At 72.3% G+C, this 16801-nt stretch carries 11 protein-coding genes and 2 tRNA genes; 4 read left to right on the forward strand and 9 right to left on the reverse strand.

Annotated elements, in window-relative coordinates:
* Positions 1-148 precede the first annotated feature (148 nt).
* A complete protein-coding gene (locus DMB38_RS09695) occupies positions 149-1129 on the forward strand; it encodes a hydroxyacid dehydrogenase (RefSeq protein WP_125938924.1) in 981 nt (326 codons plus the stop codon).
* 49 nt (positions 1130-1178) lie between these two features.
* Here DMB38_RS09695 and DMB38_RS09700 read toward each other — a convergent pair whose 3' ends face one another.
* Positions 1179-3797 carry a valine--tRNA ligase gene (locus tag DMB38_RS09700; RefSeq protein ID WP_125934825.1) on the reverse strand — a complete coding sequence of 873 codons (2619 nt, stop codon included), beginning with the start codon at positions 3795-3797 and terminating at the stop codon, positions 1179-1181.
* A gap of 163 nt (positions 3798-3960) precedes the next feature.
* Here DMB38_RS09700 and DMB38_RS09705 point away from each other — a divergent pair, with 163 nt between their 5' ends.
* Entirely contained in the window at positions 3961-5067 is a 1107-nt protein-coding gene (locus tag DMB38_RS09705; protein ID WP_125934826.1) for a hypothetical protein, read from the forward strand.
* Between the two features lie 107 nt (positions 5068-5174).
* Here the strand turns inward: DMB38_RS09705 and clpX are convergent, their stop codons facing one another.
* The 5 genes from clpX to DMB38_RS09730 form a co-directional block, all read right to left on the reverse strand.
* Positions 5175-6467: an ATP-dependent Clp protease ATP-binding subunit ClpX gene (clpX, locus tag DMB38_RS09710; protein WP_047015791.1), complete on the reverse strand. Its 1293-nt coding sequence runs from the start codon at positions 6465-6467 to the stop codon at positions 5175-5177.
* 216 nt (positions 6468-6683) lie between these two features.
* The gene (locus DMB38_RS09715; protein ID WP_027770125.1) at positions 6684-7376 is read right to left on the reverse strand and encodes an ATP-dependent Clp protease proteolytic subunit; all 693 of its coding nucleotides are present in this window, start codon (positions 7374-7376) and stop codon (positions 6684-6686) included.
* A gap of 79 nt (positions 7377-7455) precedes the next feature.
* Positions 7456-8058 carry an ATP-dependent Clp protease proteolytic subunit gene (locus DMB38_RS09720; protein WP_107086199.1) on the reverse strand — a complete coding sequence of 201 codons (603 nt, stop codon included), beginning with the start codon at positions 8056-8058 and terminating at the stop codon, positions 7456-7458.
* Between the two features lie 963 nt (positions 8059-9021).
* Positions 9022-10431 carry a trigger factor gene (tig, locus tag DMB38_RS09725; RefSeq protein WP_125934827.1) on the reverse strand — a complete coding sequence of 470 codons (1410 nt, stop codon included), beginning with the start codon at positions 10429-10431 and terminating at the stop codon, positions 9022-9024.
* A gap of 185 nt (positions 10432-10616) precedes the next feature.
* Positions 10617-10690: transfer RNA gene (locus tag DMB38_RS09730), tRNA-Pro, on the reverse strand.
* A 234-nt stretch (positions 10691-10924) separates the two neighbouring features.
* On the opposite strand from DMB38_RS09730, the gene DMB38_RS09735 reads away from it, so the two are divergent.
* Positions 10925-10995, forward strand: a tRNA-Gly gene (locus DMB38_RS09735).
* Positions 10996-11103: 108 nt separating this feature from the next.
* Here the strand turns inward: DMB38_RS09735 and DMB38_RS09740 are convergent.
* Positions 11104-11298 (reverse strand): hypothetical protein, encoded by a 195-nt coding sequence (locus DMB38_RS09740; protein WP_018834270.1) that lies wholly within the window; start codon positions 11296-11298, stop codon positions 11104-11106.
* Positions 11299-11920: 622 nt separating this feature from the next.
* Here DMB38_RS09740 and DMB38_RS09745 point away from each other — a divergent pair.
* Positions 11921-13060, forward strand: coding sequence for an acyltransferase family protein (locus DMB38_RS09745; protein ID WP_125934828.1), 1140 nt, complete (start codon positions 11921-11923; stop codon positions 13058-13060).
* A 115-nt stretch (positions 13061-13175) separates the two neighbouring features.
* On the opposite strand, the gene DMB38_RS09750 is transcribed toward DMB38_RS09745, so the two are convergent.
* Both DMB38_RS09750 and DMB38_RS09755 read right to left on the reverse strand, forming a co-directional pair.
* Positions 13176-15722, reverse strand: a complete 2547-nt coding sequence (locus tag DMB38_RS09750) for an FtsX-like permease family protein (protein ID WP_125934829.1) — start codon at positions 15720-15722, stop codon at positions 13176-13178.
* Positions 15719-16528: an ABC transporter ATP-binding protein gene (locus tag DMB38_RS09755; RefSeq protein ID WP_125934830.1), complete on the reverse strand. Its 810-nt coding sequence runs from the start codon at positions 16526-16528 to the stop codon at positions 15719-15721. The genes DMB38_RS09750 and DMB38_RS09755 overlap by 4 nt, the downstream gene beginning before the upstream one ends.
* Positions 16529-16801: the final 273 nt, after the last annotated feature.

The raw sequence follows: 16801 nt of genomic DNA on the forward strand, positions 1-16801 counted from the left end.
GTCAGTCTAGGGTCCGGCTACGACAGTCCCCCGACCGGCGGGTGCACGAGAAGCAGCTTCGGATCGCACGTTCGACACAGGAGGCCACCGCGTGTCCCCCAACGACCCCCCGAACGGTGCGGGGCGCCGCCCGCGCGCGCTGTTCGCGATGAGCCCCGACGTCCTGCCGCGGCTCTTCGACGCGGCGACGCGGGACCGGCTCGCCGAGGTCGCGGACCTCGAACCCGGTCTGGTCGCCGCGGACTTCACCGTGCCGCGCGCCGCCGCGGCGCTGGCGGGCGCGGAGGTGCTGGTCACCTGCTGGGGCTGCCCGCCGCTGGACGAGGCGGCGCTCGCCGCCGCGCCGGAGCTGCGGGCCGTCGTGCACGCCGCGGGGTCGGTCAAGCACCACGTCACCGAGGCGGTGTGGCGGCGCGGGATCGCGGTCTCCTCGGCGGCCTGGGCGAACGCGCTGCCGGTGGCGGAGTACACCGTCGCGGCGGTGCTCTTCGCCAACAAGCGGGTGCTGGAGGTACGGGAGGAGTACCGGCGGCGGCGCGGCCCGTACGACTGGTACGCGGACCACCCGGGCGCCGGCAACTACCGGCGCACCGTCGGCATCGTCGGCGCCTCGATGATCGGGCGGCGGGTGCTGGAGCTGCTGCGCCCGTACGACCTGTCGGCGCTCGTCTACGACCCGTACGCGGACGACGGCGAGCTGCGCGCCCTCGGCGCCACCCCGGCGGGGCTCGACGAGCTGTGCGCCACCGCGGACGTGGTCTCCGTGCACGCGCCGGCGCTGCCGAGCACCCGGCATCTGATCAGCCGCGCCCGGCTGGCGTCGATGCGGGACGGTGCGACGCTCGTCAACACCGCCCGCGGCTCGCTGGTGGACCAGGAGGCGCTGACGGAGGAGCTGGTCTCGGGGCGGCTGCACGCCGTGGTGGACGTGACCGAGCCGGAGTTCCTGCCGGCCGGCTCGCCGCTGTACGAATTGCCGAACGTGCTGCTGACGCCGCATGTCGCGGGGTCGCTGGCGGGCGAGCTGCCGCGGCTGGGCCGGGCGGCGGCCGGCGAACTGGCCCGCTACGCTGCCGGGTTGCCCTTCGCGCACCCGGTGCGGCCGGAGTCCCTGGGCCACAGCGCGTAGCCGCGGATACGGGCCCGGGGCAGGCGCCCCGGGCCCGTACCCGCACGCGCTACGCCTGCGGCAGGCGCTCCAGCTGGGCGCCGATGCGGACGATGTCCTCCTCGGCCTTCGCCAGCCTGGTACGGATCTTGGCGACGACCGGCTCCGGCGCCTTGGCGAGGAAGCCCTCGTTCCCGAGCTTCGCCTCCGCCTGCGCCTTCTCCTTCTCGGCCGCGGCCAGGTCCTTCGTCAGCCGCTTGCGCTCGGCCGCCACGTCGATCGTCCCGGACAGGTCCAGCGCGACCGTCGCCCCGGCCACGGGCAGCGACGCGGTGGCGGCGAAGGAGCCGCCCTCCGGCTGGAGGCGCAGCAGTTGCCGCATGGCGGCCTCGTGCTCCTCCAGTCCCGCGCCGGAGAGCTCCACCCGGGCGGGCACCCGCTGGCCCGGCTGCAGGCCCTGGTCGGCGCGGAAGCGGCGGACCTCGGTGACGACCTCCTGGAGCTTCACGATCTCCGCCTCGGCCGCCGCGTCCCGGAAGCCGGAGTCCGCGGGCCAGTCGGCGATCACCAGGGACTCGCGGCCCGTCAGCGTCGTCCACAGCGTCTCGGTGACGAACGGGACCACCGGGTGCAGCAGCCGCAGCGTGACGTCCAGGACCTCGCCGAGGACGCGGCGCGAGGCGTCGGCCGCGGGGCCGCCGGCCGCGAACGTGGTCTTGGACAGCTCCACGTACCAGTCGAAGACCTCGTCCCAGGCGAAGTGGAACAGCACGTCGGAGAGCTTCGCGAACTGGTAGTCGTCGTAGAGCGCGTCGACCTCGGCGACGACGGCGCCGAGCCGGGAGAGGATCCAGCGGTCCGTGGTGGACAGGTCCGCCTCGGCGGGCAGCGGCCCCTCGACCGTGGCGCCGTTCATCAGCGCGAAGCGCGTGGCGTTCCACACCTTGTTCGCGAAGTTGCGCGAGCCCTGCACCCAGTCCTCGCCGATCGGCACGTCGGTGCCCGGGTTGGCGCCGCGGGCGAGGGTGAAGCGGACGGCGTCGGCACCGTACTTGTCCATCCACTCCAGCGGATTGACGACGTTGCCGAAGGTCTTCGACATCTTCTTGCCGAACTCGTCGCGGACCATGCCGTGCAGCACGATCGTGCGGAACGGGATCTCGCCGTCCATCGCGTACAGCCCGAACATCATCATCCGCGCGACCCAGAAGAAGAGGATGTCGTAGCCCGTGACCATGACGGAGTTCGGATAGAACTTCGCCAGGCTCTCGGTCTCCTCCGGCCAGCCCAGCGTGGAGAAGGGCCACAGGCCGGAGGAGAACCACGTGTCCAGCACGTCGCTGTCCTGGGTCCAGCCCTCGCCGCTCGGCGGCTCCTCGTCCGGGCCGACGCACACCAGCTCGCCGTCCGGGCCGTGCCAGACGGGGATCCGGTGGCCCCACCAGAGCTGGCGGGAGATGCACCAGTCGTTGAGGTGGTCGACCCAGCCGAAGTAGCGGGACTCCATCTCCTTGGGGTGGATGGCGACCCGGCCGTCGCGCACCGCGTCGCCCGCGGCCTTCGCCAGCGGGCCGACCTTCACCCACCACTGCATGGACAGCCGCGGCTCGATCGTGGTCTTGCAGCGGGAGCAGTGACCCACCGAGTGCGTGTAAGGCCGCTTCTCGGCCACGATCCGGCCGTCGGCGCGCAGCGCGGCGACGATCGCCGAGCGGGCCTCCAGCCGGTCCAGGCCCTGGAACGGCCCGTGGGCGGTGATGACCGCGTGCTCGTCCATGATCGTGAGCATCGGCAGGTCGTGCCGGCGGCCGATCTCGAAGTCGTTCGGGTCGTGCGCCGGGGTCACCTTCACGGCGCCGGTGCCGAACTCGGGGTCGACGTGCTCGTCGGCGAGGACGGGGATGCGGCGGCCGGTGAGCGGCAGCACGATCTCCGTGCCGACGAGGTGGCGGTAGCGCTCGTCGTCCGGGTGGACGGCGACGGCGGTGTCGCCGAGCATCGTCTCGGCGCGGGTGGTGGCCACGACGATGGACTGCTCGCCCTCCCCGTAGCGGATGGAGACGAGCTCGCCGTCGTCGTCCTGGTACTCCACCTCGATGTCGGAGATCGCGGTGAGGCAGCGGGGGCACCAGTTGATGATGCGCTCGGCGCGGTAGATCAGCTCGTCGTCGAAGAGCCGCTTGAAGATGGTCTGGACGGCGCGGGACAGGCCCTCGTCCATGGTGAAGCGGTCGCGGCTCCAGTCCACGCCGTCGCCGAGGCGGCGCATCTGGCCGGCGATCTGCCCGCCGGACTCCGCCTTCCACTTCCACACCCGCTCGACGAACGCCTCGCGGCCCAGATCGTGCCGCGACAGGCCCTCCTTGGCCAGCTCGCGCTCCACCACGTTCTGCGTGGCGATGCCGGCATGGTCCATGCCGGGCTGCCACAGCGTCTCGTACCCCTGCATCCGCTTGCGGCGGGTGAGGGCGTCGATGAGCGTGTGCTCGAAGGCGTGGCCGAGATGCAGGCTTCCCGTGACGTTCGGCGGGGGGATGACGATCGCGTACGGGGGCTTGTCGCTCTTGGCGTCCGCCGCGAAGTAACCGCGCTCTACCCAGCCCTCGTACAGCGAGGTCTCGACCTCGCCGGGCGTGTACTGCGTGGGGAGTTCTGCTGCGCTGCTCTGCGGGTTCTTTGCGTCGGTCACGACGGTCAGTGTAGAGCCGCGTCACGCCCCGCTGCGAACCACTTGTGGACGGGCTGCGTCCTTGTGGACGACCGCGCCTCCGCCGATCGAGACCCGAGGCAGCGCAACGCGGCGCGATCCGACAGTATGGGCGGAGCAGCATTAACTCACGGAGGGGACCGTAATGAGTCACAACCAGCCGCCGCCACCCGGACCGTACGGGGGTGGAGGGCAGCAGCCAGGCCCGTACGGGCAGCCCGGTCCCTACGGCCAGCCCCAGCAACCGCAGCAGCCCGCGCAGTCCCCCTACGCCCAGCCCGGTCAGGGCGGTCAGCCGGGCCAGCCCGGTTACGGCTACCCGCAGCAGGGCGGCGACCAGGGCTACGGGCAGCAGCAGCAACAGCCGGGCGGATACGGGCAGCCCGGGGGTTACGGCCAGCAGCAGTACGGCCAGCAGCAGGCGGGTCCGTACGGTCAGCAGCAGCCCGGGTACGGCCAGGCCCCGCCGCCCCCGCCGCCCGGCGGCGGCAAGAACAAGACCCTCTTCGTCGTCGTCGGCGCGGTGGTCGCGGTCGCGCTCATAGCCGTGGCCGCGTTCTTCCTCATCGGTGGCGACGACGACGATGACGGCAAGAAGGACGAGTCGAAGAACTCGCAGAACGACGGCGACAAGACGGACGACGGGGGCGACAGCGGGGACGACCCGCCCGCCGACGACGGCAAGAAGTACAAGCTGACGACGCCCGAGACGGTCGCCTCCGAGTACCAGAAGGACGACTCCGCCCCCGGCGGCGAACTGAACTCCAGCGACATCGACCAGTTGGAGACGATCGGCGTCTCCAACCCGAAGGACGTCGGCGCCGGCTACACGGCGGGCACGGAGGCAACGGCCAAGATCCTGCAGTTCCAGGGCGTCTACGGCGACATCTCCAACCCGGACATGGTCCTCGACGCGTTCTTCACGTACATGGCCAAGGAGGCCGCCGCCGACCCGTCAGCGGGCGGGGGCGACACGGCCGAGCTGGTCGGCAGCCCGGAGGAGGTCAATCCCGACGGGCTGGAGGAGGGCGCTTCGATGAAGTGCCAGTACGTGAAGTTCTCCAGCGACGACTCCGGCGCACCGGTCGACAGCTTCAACTTCCCGACCTGCGCCTGGGCCGACAGCAGCACCATCGGCTACATCGCGATGACCGACCCGACGCTGATCATCACCGGCGGCGAGACGAGCATCGACGAGGCCGCGACCACCACCGCGGAGGTCCGCAACGACGTCCGCGTGCCGCTCGGCTGAGCCGCGGGGCACACACGCGAAGGGGCCGCCCGGTGGGCGGCCCCTTTCCGTATCGGGTGGTGCGTCCGGCTCGTACGGGACCGTACCGGCCGGAGACGGCGTGCGGCTCAGGCACTCTCCTGGTGGCGCTGCTCCGGCTCGGCGGCGCGGGAGCGGGGCACCAGCGTCGGGTTGACGTTGGAGTGGACCGCCTCCTCCGTGATGACCACGCGGGCGACGTCCTTGCGCGACGGCACCTCGTACATCACGGACTGCAGCACCTCCTCCATGATGGCGCGGAGCCCGCGGGCGCCGGTGCCGCGGAGGATGGCCTGGTCGGCGATGGCCTCCAGCGCCGGACGGTCGAAGTCAAGCTCGACGCCGTCGAGTTCGAAGAGGCGCTGGTACTGCTTGACGAGCGCGTTCCGCGGCTCGACGAGGATCTTCAGCAGGGCGGCCCGGTCCAGGTTGTGCACGCTGGTGATGACCGGCAGCCGCCCGATGAACTCGGGGATCATGCCGTACTTCACCAGGTCCTCGGGCATGACCTCCTGGAACGGGTCCTCGTTCGCCAGCTCGCGCTTGGAGCGGATGGTGGCCCCGAAGCCGATGCCCTTGGCGCCCGCCCGGGACTCGATGAGCTTCTCCAGACCGGCGAAGGCACCGCCGACGATGAACAGCACGTTCGTCGTGTCGATCTGGATGAACTCCTGGTGCGGGTGCTTCCTGCCGCCCTGCGGCGGCACGGAGGCCGTCGTGCCCTCCAGGATCTTCAGCAGCGCCTGCTGCACGCCTTCGCCGGAGACGTCACGGGTGATCGACGGGTTCTCACTCTTCCGTGCGACCTTGTCGATCTCGTCGATGTAGATGATGCCGGTCTCGGCCTTCTTGACGTCGTAGTCGGCGGCCTGGATGAGCTTCAGCAGGATGTTCTCGACGTCCTCGCCGACATACCCCGCCTCGGTGAGGGCGGTGGCGTCGGCGATGGCGAAGGGGACGTTGAGCATCCGGGCCAGGGTCTGCGCCAGGAGCGTCTTGCCGGAACCGGTGGGGCCGAGCAGCAGGATGTTGGACTTCGACAGCTCGATGCCGTCCTCGCGGTTCTGCGCCGCGGCACCGTTCTCGCCGGCCTGGACCCGCTTGTAGTGGTTGTAGACCGCGACGGAGAGCGCCTTCTTGGCGGCCTCCTGGCCGACGACGTAGCCCTCCAGGAACTCGTAGATCTCGCGGGGCTTGGGCAGTTCCTCCCAGCGCACCTCGGAGCTCTCCGCCAGCTCCTCTTCGATGATCTCGTTACAGAGGTCGATGCACTCGTCGCAGATGTAGACACCGGGTCCTGCGATGAGCTTCTTGACCTGCTTCTGGCTCTTTCCGCAGAACGAGCATTTGAGCAGATCGCCGCCGTCACCGATGCGTGCCACGAGGTGCTTCCCCTTCGCCTGGGATCCGCTCTTGGGGGGCGGAACCTGGTTGCGTATCGACGGTACCTTGCCCGGAGCCCCGAGCGGTCCCCTTGGGCCCAACTCACTGGTTCGCTTCCCAGGGGACCGCTCCACGGGCGGCCCTGTCCAGAGGACAAGGGCCCGGACGTCAGGTCCGGCGCCGCGGATACGGAGCCGGGAGCCGGCCGCGAGCCGTCAGCCGCCGATGCCGGCGGACAGCTTGCGGGTGGAGACGATCTGGTCGATCAGCCCGTACTCGAGGGACTCCTCGGCGGTGAGGATCTTGTCCCGCTCGATGTCGTCACGGACCTTCTCGATCGGCGTCGTCGAGTGCTTGGCCAGCATCTCTTCGAGCTGGTTACGCATCCGGAAGATCTCCTTCGCGGCGATCTCCAGGTCGGAGACCTGGCCGCGGCCGGTCTCGGTGTACGGCTGGTGGATGAGGATGCGCGCGTTCGGCAGGGCCATGCGCTTGCCCTCGGTGCCGGCGGCCAGCAGCACGGCGGCGGCCGAGGCGGCCTGGCCCATGCAGACGGTCTGGATGTCCGGCTTGACGAACTGCATGGTGTCGTAAATGGCGGTGAGCGCCGTGAAGGAGCCGCCGGGGCTGTTGATGTAGACCGAGATGTCCCGGTCGGGGTCCATCGACTCGAGGCACAGGAGCTGGGCCATCACGTCGTTCGCCGAGGCGTCGTCGATCTGCACGCCGAGGAAGATGACGCGCTCCTCGAAGAGCTTCGCGTACGGGTCGTACTCGCGGATGCCCTGCGAGGTGCGCTCGACGAAGCGCGGGATGACGTAGCGGGACTCGGCGCCCAGCGAACGACGGGCGTCGGCGGCCTCGTCGGCCATGCGGTCGTAGAGACCGCGTCCGGGGAAGTTCTGCATCGTGGTGTTCCGTCCTGGTGGCAGTGCGGCTGTGAAGGGCTGCGCGGGCTGTTGCGGGTCGCCGGCCGGGCGCCGGACCTCAGGCGCCGGTGCCGCCGCCGCCGGGGATGCCCGAGGCCGACGGCATGACTTCGTCGATCAGGCCGTACTCCTTAGCCTCCTCCGCGGAGAACCAGCGGTCGCGGTCGGAGTCGTGGGTGACCTGCTCGACAGTCTGGCCGGTGTGCAGCGAGGTGAGCTCCGCCATCTTCTTCTTGGTCCGGATGAGCTGCTCGGCGTGGATCTTGATGTCCGTCGCGGAGCCGGCCAGGCCGGCGGACGGCTGGTGGATCAGGATCTCGGCGTTCGGCAGCGCGAAGCGCTTGCCGGGGGTGCCGGCGCTGAGCAGGAACTGTCCCATGGAGGCGGCGAGGCCGAGGGCGATGGTGACGATGTCGTTCTTGATGAACTGCATCGTGTCGTAGATCGCCATGCCTGCGGTCACGGAGCCGCCCGGGCTGTTGATGTAGAGGTTGATGTCCTTGTCCGGGTCGGCGGCGAGGAGGAGGAGCTGCGCCGTGATCTTGTTGGCGATGTCGTCGTCGACCGGCTGGCCGAGGAAGATGATGCGCTCGTTGAGCAGCCGGTTGTAGACCTGGTCGCCAAGGCCGCCGAAGGACGGCTCGCCCGGGCCGGAAAGCATCGGGTTCGTCACGTGTCCACCTGCTCATTCTGTGACGGCCGCCTGAGGCCGTCTGACTGTACGTTCCTGAGTTGCCTGACTTGCTTATGGACCCTAACGCGCAGGTAGGCGGCGGCCATCCCGGTTCCGGAACTGTTCGCTGTGAGCGCAGGCCCCGGCGGGGTGCCCTGCGGGCGGCGCGGCGGGGTGGCGGGTGACGGTGCAAGCCGGACCCGCCACCCTACCCGGCGCCGGCGCCCTGCGGGCGGCGCGGCGGAGAGGAGCGGGATCCCGGCCGCGGCGGGGGCTCTGCGCTGCGCGTGGGCAGGCACCCTGGGGCGGCGCTGCGCGGCGGCTGACCAAGGCCCAGTGAGTCCGCCCGGGTACCGGGGCCGGGAGGTATGCCCCGCTCCTGGCGGCCGCGTAGCGGGCGTGGGCAGGCGCCCTGCGGGCGGCCGTCCGCAGGGGGCGGCGGAGTGCAGGTGCGGCCTGCCGGACAGGACGGCATTCCCGGCACCGGGCCTGGTCGTAGCCCGCCGCGCTGCGCGCAGGGGCCGGCCGGGGCTGTGCGCCGCCCGCAGGCCGCGCGTGGGTGCGCGGCCTGTGGGCGGCGCTGCGCAGCGGCTGGCCAGGGCCCGGTGGCTGCGCCCGGCTACCGGGTACGGGAGCGTACGCCCCGCTCCTCGCGGCGCCGCGCCCGCGTAGCCGGGGGCAGGCGCCCGGAGGGTAGCCGTGTGCCGGGGGCGGTGGGGTGCGCGTGCCGCTCTGCCGGGTAGAGCCGCATTCCCCGTGCCGGACCGCCCCGGCCGGTGGCCGGTGTGCGCCGGGGGGGTGACGACGGCCGGGGCCGTGCGCCGGCACCGTGCGGGGCGCGTGGGCTTACCGCTGCGGAGTGCGGGTGGTGGCGGGGTGGCGCCGTCTGCGGAGGGGGCGTGCTGCGGGCCCCGGCGGCTGGTGCGCGGGGCCCGCGTGGTGGGGGGCGGGTCAGGCTTCTGCCTTCTCCGGCTTCTCCTCGGTCGCCTCGGCGTCCGTCGCCTCCGCGGTCTCCTCCGACGCGGCCTCGACCGTCTCCGCGGTCTCGTCCTCGTCCGAGAGGTCCACCGGCTCGCCGTTCGTGTCCTTGATCGTCGCGGCTTCCACCACGACCGCCAGGGCCTTGCCGCGGGCGACCTCGCCGACCAGGACCGGGACCTGGCCGCCCTCGACGACCGCCTGGGCGAACTGGTCCGGGCTCATGCCCGAGGACTGGGCGCGGCGCATCAGGTGCTCGGTCAGCTCTTCCTGGCCGACGTTCACCTGCTCCTTGCCCACCAGCTCGTCGAGGACGAACTGGGTGCGGATGCCGCGCTCCGCCTGCTCCTTCAGCTCGGTCTCGAACTCCTCGGCGGTCTTCTCCTGGAGCTTCAGGTAGCCCTCCAGGTTCATGCCCATCTGCGCGAGCTGGTGGTTCTCCAGGTTGTGCCGGCGTGTGGAGATCTCCTCCTCCAGCAGCTTCTCCGGCACCGGGATCTCCACCAGGCCGAGCAGTTCGTCCAGCACCTTCTCCTGGGCCTGCTGCGCCTGGTCGTAGCGCTTCATCTGCTCCAGCCGCTTGCGGCTGTCCGCCCGCATCTCCTCCAGCGTGTCGAACTCGCTGGCCATCTGGGCGAATTCGTCGTCCAGCTCCGGCAGCTCGCGCTCGGCGACCTGCGTGACCTCGACCTTGACCTGGGCCTCCTGGCCCGCCGCGGAGCCGCCCTTCAGCTCGGAGGCGAAGGTCGCGGAGCCGCCGGCCTCCAGGCCCGTGACGGCCTCGTCGATGCCGTCGAGCAGTTCGCCGGAGCCGATGGTGTACGTCACGCCGCTGGCGACGCCGTCGTCCAGCACCTTGCCGTCGACGCTCGCCTCCAGGTCGATGGTGACGACGTCGCCCTCCGCCGCGGGCCGCTCCACCGGCGTGGTGGAGGCGAAGCGCTCGCGGAGCTGCTCGACCGACTTGTCGACGTCCTCGTCGGGCACCTCGATGGCGTCGACCTCGACGCTGATGCCGGAGTAGTCGGGGATCTCGAACTCGGGGCGGATGTCGACCTCGGCGGTGAAGGTCAGCGTCTCGTTGTCCTTCAGCTCGGTGATGTCGACCTCGGGCCGGCCCAGCGGCTTGAGGTCGCCCTCGTTGACGGCGTCCTCGTAGAGCTTCGGCAGCGCGTCGTTGACGGCCTCCTCCAGGACGGCGCCGCGACCGAACCGCTGGTCGATGATGCGGGCCGGGATCTTGCCCTTGCGGAAGCCCGGCACCGTGACCTGCTGGTTGATCTTCTTGTACGCCGCGTCGAGGCTGGGCTTGAGCTCCTCGAAGGGCACCTCGACAGTGAGCCGAACCCGGGTCGGGTTCAGGGTCTCCACGGCGCTCTTCACGGTCGGTCTCCTTGGGATGGCGTCTGGGAAGTGCTGTACTTCTTCTGGACTTCTTGCGGCTGCGTCCGGCTTCCGGCAGAAGCGTGGAGCGGCCCGGTCCAGGCACGCAGGAACGCAGCTTGCATAGTACCGGTGCCGGGTCCGCTCCCCATAAAGGGACCTTCGTCACGAAGGTCCCCGCGCGGTCGGGGTGGCCGGATTCGAACCGACGACCTTCCGCTCCCAAAGCGGACGCGCTACCAAGCTGCGCCACACCCCGCATGTGCGAGCAGTAGGGTACATGCCCGCACAGCCGCGGCGCGGCGGATTACGTCCCTGGTGACGCCGTACGCGGCCCGCGCCCGGCCGGGGTCCTGACCCGTACGCGACAGGCGGCGCCGCGCGCGGGTACGCGCCCTGCCGCCCGCAGGCAACCCGGAAGGCATAGCGGCGTGCGGGACCGGGGGCGCAGCGGCTACGATGCTGGGCGTGCCACCCGCCGCGGGTGGCGCCTGCGGGTGTAGCTCAATGGTAGAGCTCCAGCCTTCCAAGCTGGCTACGCGGGTTCGATTCCCGTCACCCGCTCCGCGAGACGGCCGGGGCCCTGTCCGCGCCGCGTCCCGGGGACGTGCGCGGGCCGGGGCCCCGGCCGTTGTCGTGTGCGCGGCGGCCGGGTCGCCCCGGGCGGCACCGTCAGGTGCCGATGTCGCTGATGCTCTGGCTTATTTCGTCGAGGGCGTCCTGAATGTCCGGTGCGGCGCTGGTGGACGCCAGGAAGAAGCCGAAGAGCACCGCAACGATCGCCGGGCCCACCTTGATCGAGCCGCCACGGATCAGCACGACCAGGATGATCCCCATCAGCAGCACCAATGACAGTGAGATAGCCACGCCCTGATCACCCCTAGGTTCTCGTTCACCCACCCAGGGCACCCGCCGCCCGCACACCCCGGTGGATCCATCGTGCCACCAAGAGGTGCACGGGGGTGCGTGGGATGCCCAACTGGCTGATATCTCGCGCCCCTTACACCGATCTGCGCCCACGGCGCACGCGGAGCGCCGAACGCGGGACGCCGCACGACCTCCGCGCCGGTGGCGCGCCCATGCGGTCCATCCCCGGCGGCGACCGTGCGGAAACCGGAGCGGCGAATCCGAATTCCGTGTTCCAGGCGCACGGATATGCGTAATAAGCGGTACGCGGACGGGCGTTCCGCCCGCTCGGAATTCTCCATTCGAACGGTCCGCGGGCATCCGGAACCGGCCGAAAACTGATCACAGGACACGCCGAAGTTTCGTACCCCTATGTCCGGTTCATTCAGGACAAAACTGGCATACAGTGATGCTCGCTGACCAGGCCGCCTGTCTCCATGTCTATGAAATTCCCGACGCTGACTTCGAATTTACGGGCCCGACTCCCGGGCGCTAGGGTGCCGACGATGTTCCGATCCCCCCTCGACCCCAACCCGCCGGTGCGGTTCCGGGTTCCGCCGCCGGACTCGTACCTGGAGGCTTCGTGACCCACCTGCCGCAGACCGCGGCTCGTCCGGCCGGCGACTCCGGCAAGCCGAAGACCCGCGATCCCTTCTTCGACAACGCAAAGTACCTGGCCATCGTGCTGGTGGCGCTCGGCCACGCGTGGGAGCCGCTGCGCGACGACAGCCGCGCCGCATCCGCGCTCTACATGCTCGTCTACTCGTTCCACATGCCGGCGTTCATCCTCATCTCCGGCTATATGTCCCGCTCGTTCGACCTCGGCCGTCCGGGGCGCGTGCAGCGCCTGGTCACCGGCGTCCTCGTGCCGTACGTGATCTTCGAGACCGCGTACACGTTCTTCAACCGCTGGGCGGGCGACGTCCCCGGCTACCGCATCAGCATCCTCGATCCGTGGTACCTGACGTGGTTCCTCATCGCCCTGTTCGTCTGGCGGATGACGACGCCGCTGTGGAAGGCGGTGCGCTGGCCGGTGCCGCTGGCGCTGGTCATCGCCACCGCGGCGTCCATGAGCGACACCGTCGGCAACGACCTCGACCTGCAGCGCGTGCTGCAGTTCATGCCCTTCTTCGTGCTCGGTCTGATGCTCAGGCCCGAGCACTTCGACCTGGTGCGCAGGCGCGAGGTGCGGCTGCTCTCCGTCCCCGTGGGCCTCATGGCCGCGGTCGTCGCCTACTGGGCGGTGCCGCGGATGAACGCCGGCTGGTTCTACCACCGCGACTCCGCGCAGGAGCTGGGCGCGCCCATCTGGGCCGGTCCGGTGATGACGTTCGCGATGTTCGGCTGTGCGCTGGTGCTCACGGTGTGCTTCCTGGCCTGGGTGCCGCGGCGCACGATGTGGTTCACCGTGCTGGGCGCCGGCACGCTGTACGGCTACCTGCTGCACGGGTTCCTCGCCAAGGGCTCGCGCTTCTGGGGCTGGTACGACAACGACTTCGCGCACACCCCGCTGGGCGCCATCGCGGTGACGGCGATCGCGGCCGTGATCGTCACGGTGCTCTGCACCCCGCCGGTGCGGCGGATGTTCCGGTGGACGATGGAGCCGAAGATGAACTGGCTGTTCAGGTCCGACGACGGCGGCGGCCGCGGCGGTTCGCCGGCCGCCGAGCCGGCGAAGGCGGAGCAGACCCCCGAGCGGGAGCGGGCGACCGCCTCCCGCTGAGTCCCGTACGGCACGCGGCCCGGGCCGCCCCTCCTCGCGGAAGGGCGCCCCGGGCCGCTCGCGTTCCCGTGTCCCCGCCCGTACGGGCCGCGCCCCCGCCCGTACAGGCGGCCCCTCAGCCCGCCGGCTCCGCCCGCCGCAGCGCCGCACGGGCCGGCAGCACGGTGCCCAGCAGCCCCAGCCCCACCGCGCCCGCCGTGAACGCGGCGACCGTCAGCGGCGGCAGGTACGGATCCCCGCCGGTGATCCCGCGGACCATCGGCACCAGCGTCGCCGCCGCGATCGCCCCGCCCAGCACCAGGCCCGCGACCCCGACGAGCAGCCCCTCCCAGCGGATCATGCCCAGCACCTGGCGCCGGGTGGAGCCGATCAGCCGCAGCATGCCCAGCTCGCGGCGGCGGTCCAGCACCGTCATGACGAGGGTGTTGAGCGCGGCGACGGCGGCGAAGCCGCCGAGGACGCCGGCCATGGTGAAGTTCGCCCAGCGGTTGAGGCTGCGGTCGACGTCCTGCTGCTGCGCGTAGCCGGCCGCGTCGGTCACCGCGGTGCCGGCGCCGCCCAGGGCGCCGAGGCCGGCGGCGCTGCCGCCGCTGACCAGCAGGTCCGTGTCGTACCCGGCGGTGACGTGCCCGGCCAGCGCCCCGCGGTCGAGCGTCACCTGGGCGAGCCCGAGGCCGCGCCCGTACGTGGCCACCACCTCGGCCTTCTCCGACGTGCCGTCCGGCAGCCGCAGTTCGACGCGCTCGCCGACGCCGGTGCCCGCGGAGCGGGCCAGGTTCTCGTCGAGCGCCACCGTGCCGGGCTCCGGCAGCCGGTCCAGGGAGCCTTGGCGGACGTCGAGGTCCTGGACGCGGGTGAGCCCGTCGCCGGAGACGCCCTGCGCCGTCGCGCCCTGGAGCCACCGGTCGCCCCCGCCGCCGACCGGCACCAGCACCTCCGAGCGCAGCACGCCCACCGCCGCGTCCACCCCGGGCTGCCGCGCCGCGCGCTCGGCGGCGTCGGCGGGCAGGCCGCCGGGATGGGTGACGACGTGGTCGGCGGTGACGCCGGCTCGCTGCTGGGCCGCGGTGGCGTGGTCCTCGCTGGTGTGCATGAAGACCAGCACCGAGGCGAACGCCGTCGCCAGCACGATCGGCGTGATCGCGGAGGCCAGCCTGCGGGCGTTCGTACGGGAGTTGGCGGCGGCCAGCTCCGCGCTGGCGTCGCCCGCGCGCAGCGGCAGGCCGAACAGCCCGGCGGCCAGCCGCGCGATCAGCGGCCCCAGGAGGGCGACGGCGAGCATGAAGAGCATCACGACGCCGAGCGCCGCCTCGGCCGCGTCGTCCCCCGCGGAGCGGGCGGCGACGCCGCTGAGCAGGATGCCGCCGGTGACGGCGCCGAGCCCGAGGACCGTACGGACGATCCCGGGGCGCAGCCGCTCCACGGACGCCTCGGTGAGCGCCTGGCCGGGCTTGGTCCGCGCGGGCCTGCGGGCGGCCGCCCAGCCGGCGACCAGCGCGCTGAGCAGCGCCGTGCCCACGGCGACGGCGAGCGGGACCGGGGAGACGTGCAGGTCGACGGCGGCCGGCACGGCGCCGCGGTCCTTGAGCTGGCCGAACCACCAGGAGGCGAGCCCGATGCCGGGCAGCAGCCCGGCGAGCCCGGCGACCGGCGCGACGAGCAGCGCCTCGGCGGCCACGGAGCGGCGGATCTGCCGCGGGGTGGCGCCGATGGCCCGGAGCAGGGCGAACTCGCGCTTGCGCTGCGCCACGGAGAGGGCGACGGTGCCGGCGGCGGTGAAGACGGCGACGGTGGCGGCGATGCCGCCGAACGAGCCGCCGAGCCCGGTCAGCAGCTCCTCGGCCGCCGCGACCCCGGTGTCCTCGACGCCCCCGCGCCCGTCCCCCGTGTGCACCTCGGCCCGGTCCCCCACGACGCCGCGCACGGCGTCGGCGAGCTGCCCGGCGCCGACCCCGTCCGCGGCCAGCACGGCGACGGCGTCGAACCGCCCCGGGTGCCCGGCGGCCCGGGCGGCGGCGTCGTCGGCGAGGTACGCGGCACCCGAGGTCCGCGCCGACGCGGCCGCCGCGATGCCGGAGACGCGGAACTCCTGCTGTCCCGACGGGAGGACGAGTGCGATCGTGTCCCCCACGGCCGCGCCCGCCGCACGGGCCGTCGCCCGGTCCAGGACCACCTCGTCCGTCCCCGGTGCCGAGCCCGCCGCGAGCGAGGTGCCGGTGAAGGCGTGGGAGCCCCAGCCCTGCGCGGTGAGCGCGGCGCCGTCCGGCGCGCCCTCCCCGGCCGCCAGGCGGGCCGGGAACGTGACGTCCGGGACCGCCGCCGCGACGCCCCGCGCGGACGCGACGCGCTCCGCCAGCCCCGCCCCCACCCGGGCCCGGTCCGGCACCTGCTCCGAGGCGTCGTACGCGCCGTCGCCGCTGCCCACCGTCATGTGCGCCCGCTGGTCCGCGGCGACCACCACGGGCGCGTGCGCGTACCGCTCCGGCGGCACCGAGGCCCGTACGCCCGTCTCCAGCAGGATCCCGCACGCCGACACGATCAGCGCCGCCATCATCAGCGCGACGAACGTCCCGGCGAAGCCGGCGGGCCGGAACCGGAGCGCGGCCCGCGCAAGACCGTTCGTACGCGCCCGCACCCCCGCCCCGGCGAGACCGCCGCTCACGCCGCCCGCTCCGCCCCGCGCGCCGCGTCCCGCGGGTCCAGCGCCGTCATCCGGGCCGCGACCTGCTCCGCCGTGGGCCGCTGAAGGCTGCCCGCCAGGGCGCCGTCGGCGAGGAAGAGCGCCACGTCCGCGTACGACGCCGCCACCGGGTCGTGCGTGACCATGACCACCGTCGCGCCCAGGGAGTCCACCGCGTGCCGCAGCAGCGCCAGGATCTCCCCCGCCGTGCGGGTGTCCAGCGCCCCCGTCGGCTCGTCCGCGAAGATCACGTCCGGCCTGGTGACCAGCGCCCGGGCGATCGCCACCCGCTGCTGCTGGCCGCCGGACAGCTCCGCGGGCCGCCGCCTGCCGTGCGCCGCGAGGCCGACCTGCGCCAGCACCTCCGCCGCCCGCGCGTGGTCGGCGCGGAACCCGGCGAGCCGCATGGGCAGCAGGACGTTCTGCGAGACGGTGAGCGACGGCAGCAGGTTGAACGCCTGGAAGACGAACCCCAGGCGGCTGCGGCGCAGTTCGGTGAGCTTGTTCTCGCCGAGCCGCGTCAGCTCCGTACCGCCGAGGAGCACCGAGCCCGCGGTGGGCCGGTCGAGGCCCGCGGCGCACTGCAGGAGCGTGGACTTGCCGGACCCCGAGGGGCCCATGACGGCGGTGTACGTGCCCCGGGGGAGGGCGAGGTCGATGCCGCGCAGCGCGTGGACCGCGCCGGCGCCGCGGCCGTAGCGCCGCTGTACGCCGCGCAGTTCGACGGCGTGGCCGGGGGCGGCGGGTGCCCCGTGGTCCTGCCGCTCTCCCCTGGTCCGCAGCCGCATGTCGTCCGCCCTTCTTCCGTGCCGTTCGCCGTGGTGTCGCCGGGGCTGCCGCCCTGGTCATCGTGGTGTCGACGCTACGGAGCGGGGGTACGCGGGGCCATGGCGGCTGCTGGCGGACCCGGGGTGGGGTTAACCCGAGGTGGCGGCGGTGGCCGGGGGCGGAAGAGCGGGGGAAGTGCGCTCGGTGGATTAATTGCCAGGGCAACAATGAGGTAAAGTAAGTAAAGGGCTCAGGTCCCGGAACGGCCGTCCCCACGACCCCGGGAGGAACCC

Source organism: Streptomyces sp. WAC 06738, from assembly GCF_003945505.1.
In the GTDB taxonomy this organism is placed as follows: Bacteria; Actinomycetota; Actinomycetes; order Streptomycetales; family Streptomycetaceae; genus Streptomyces.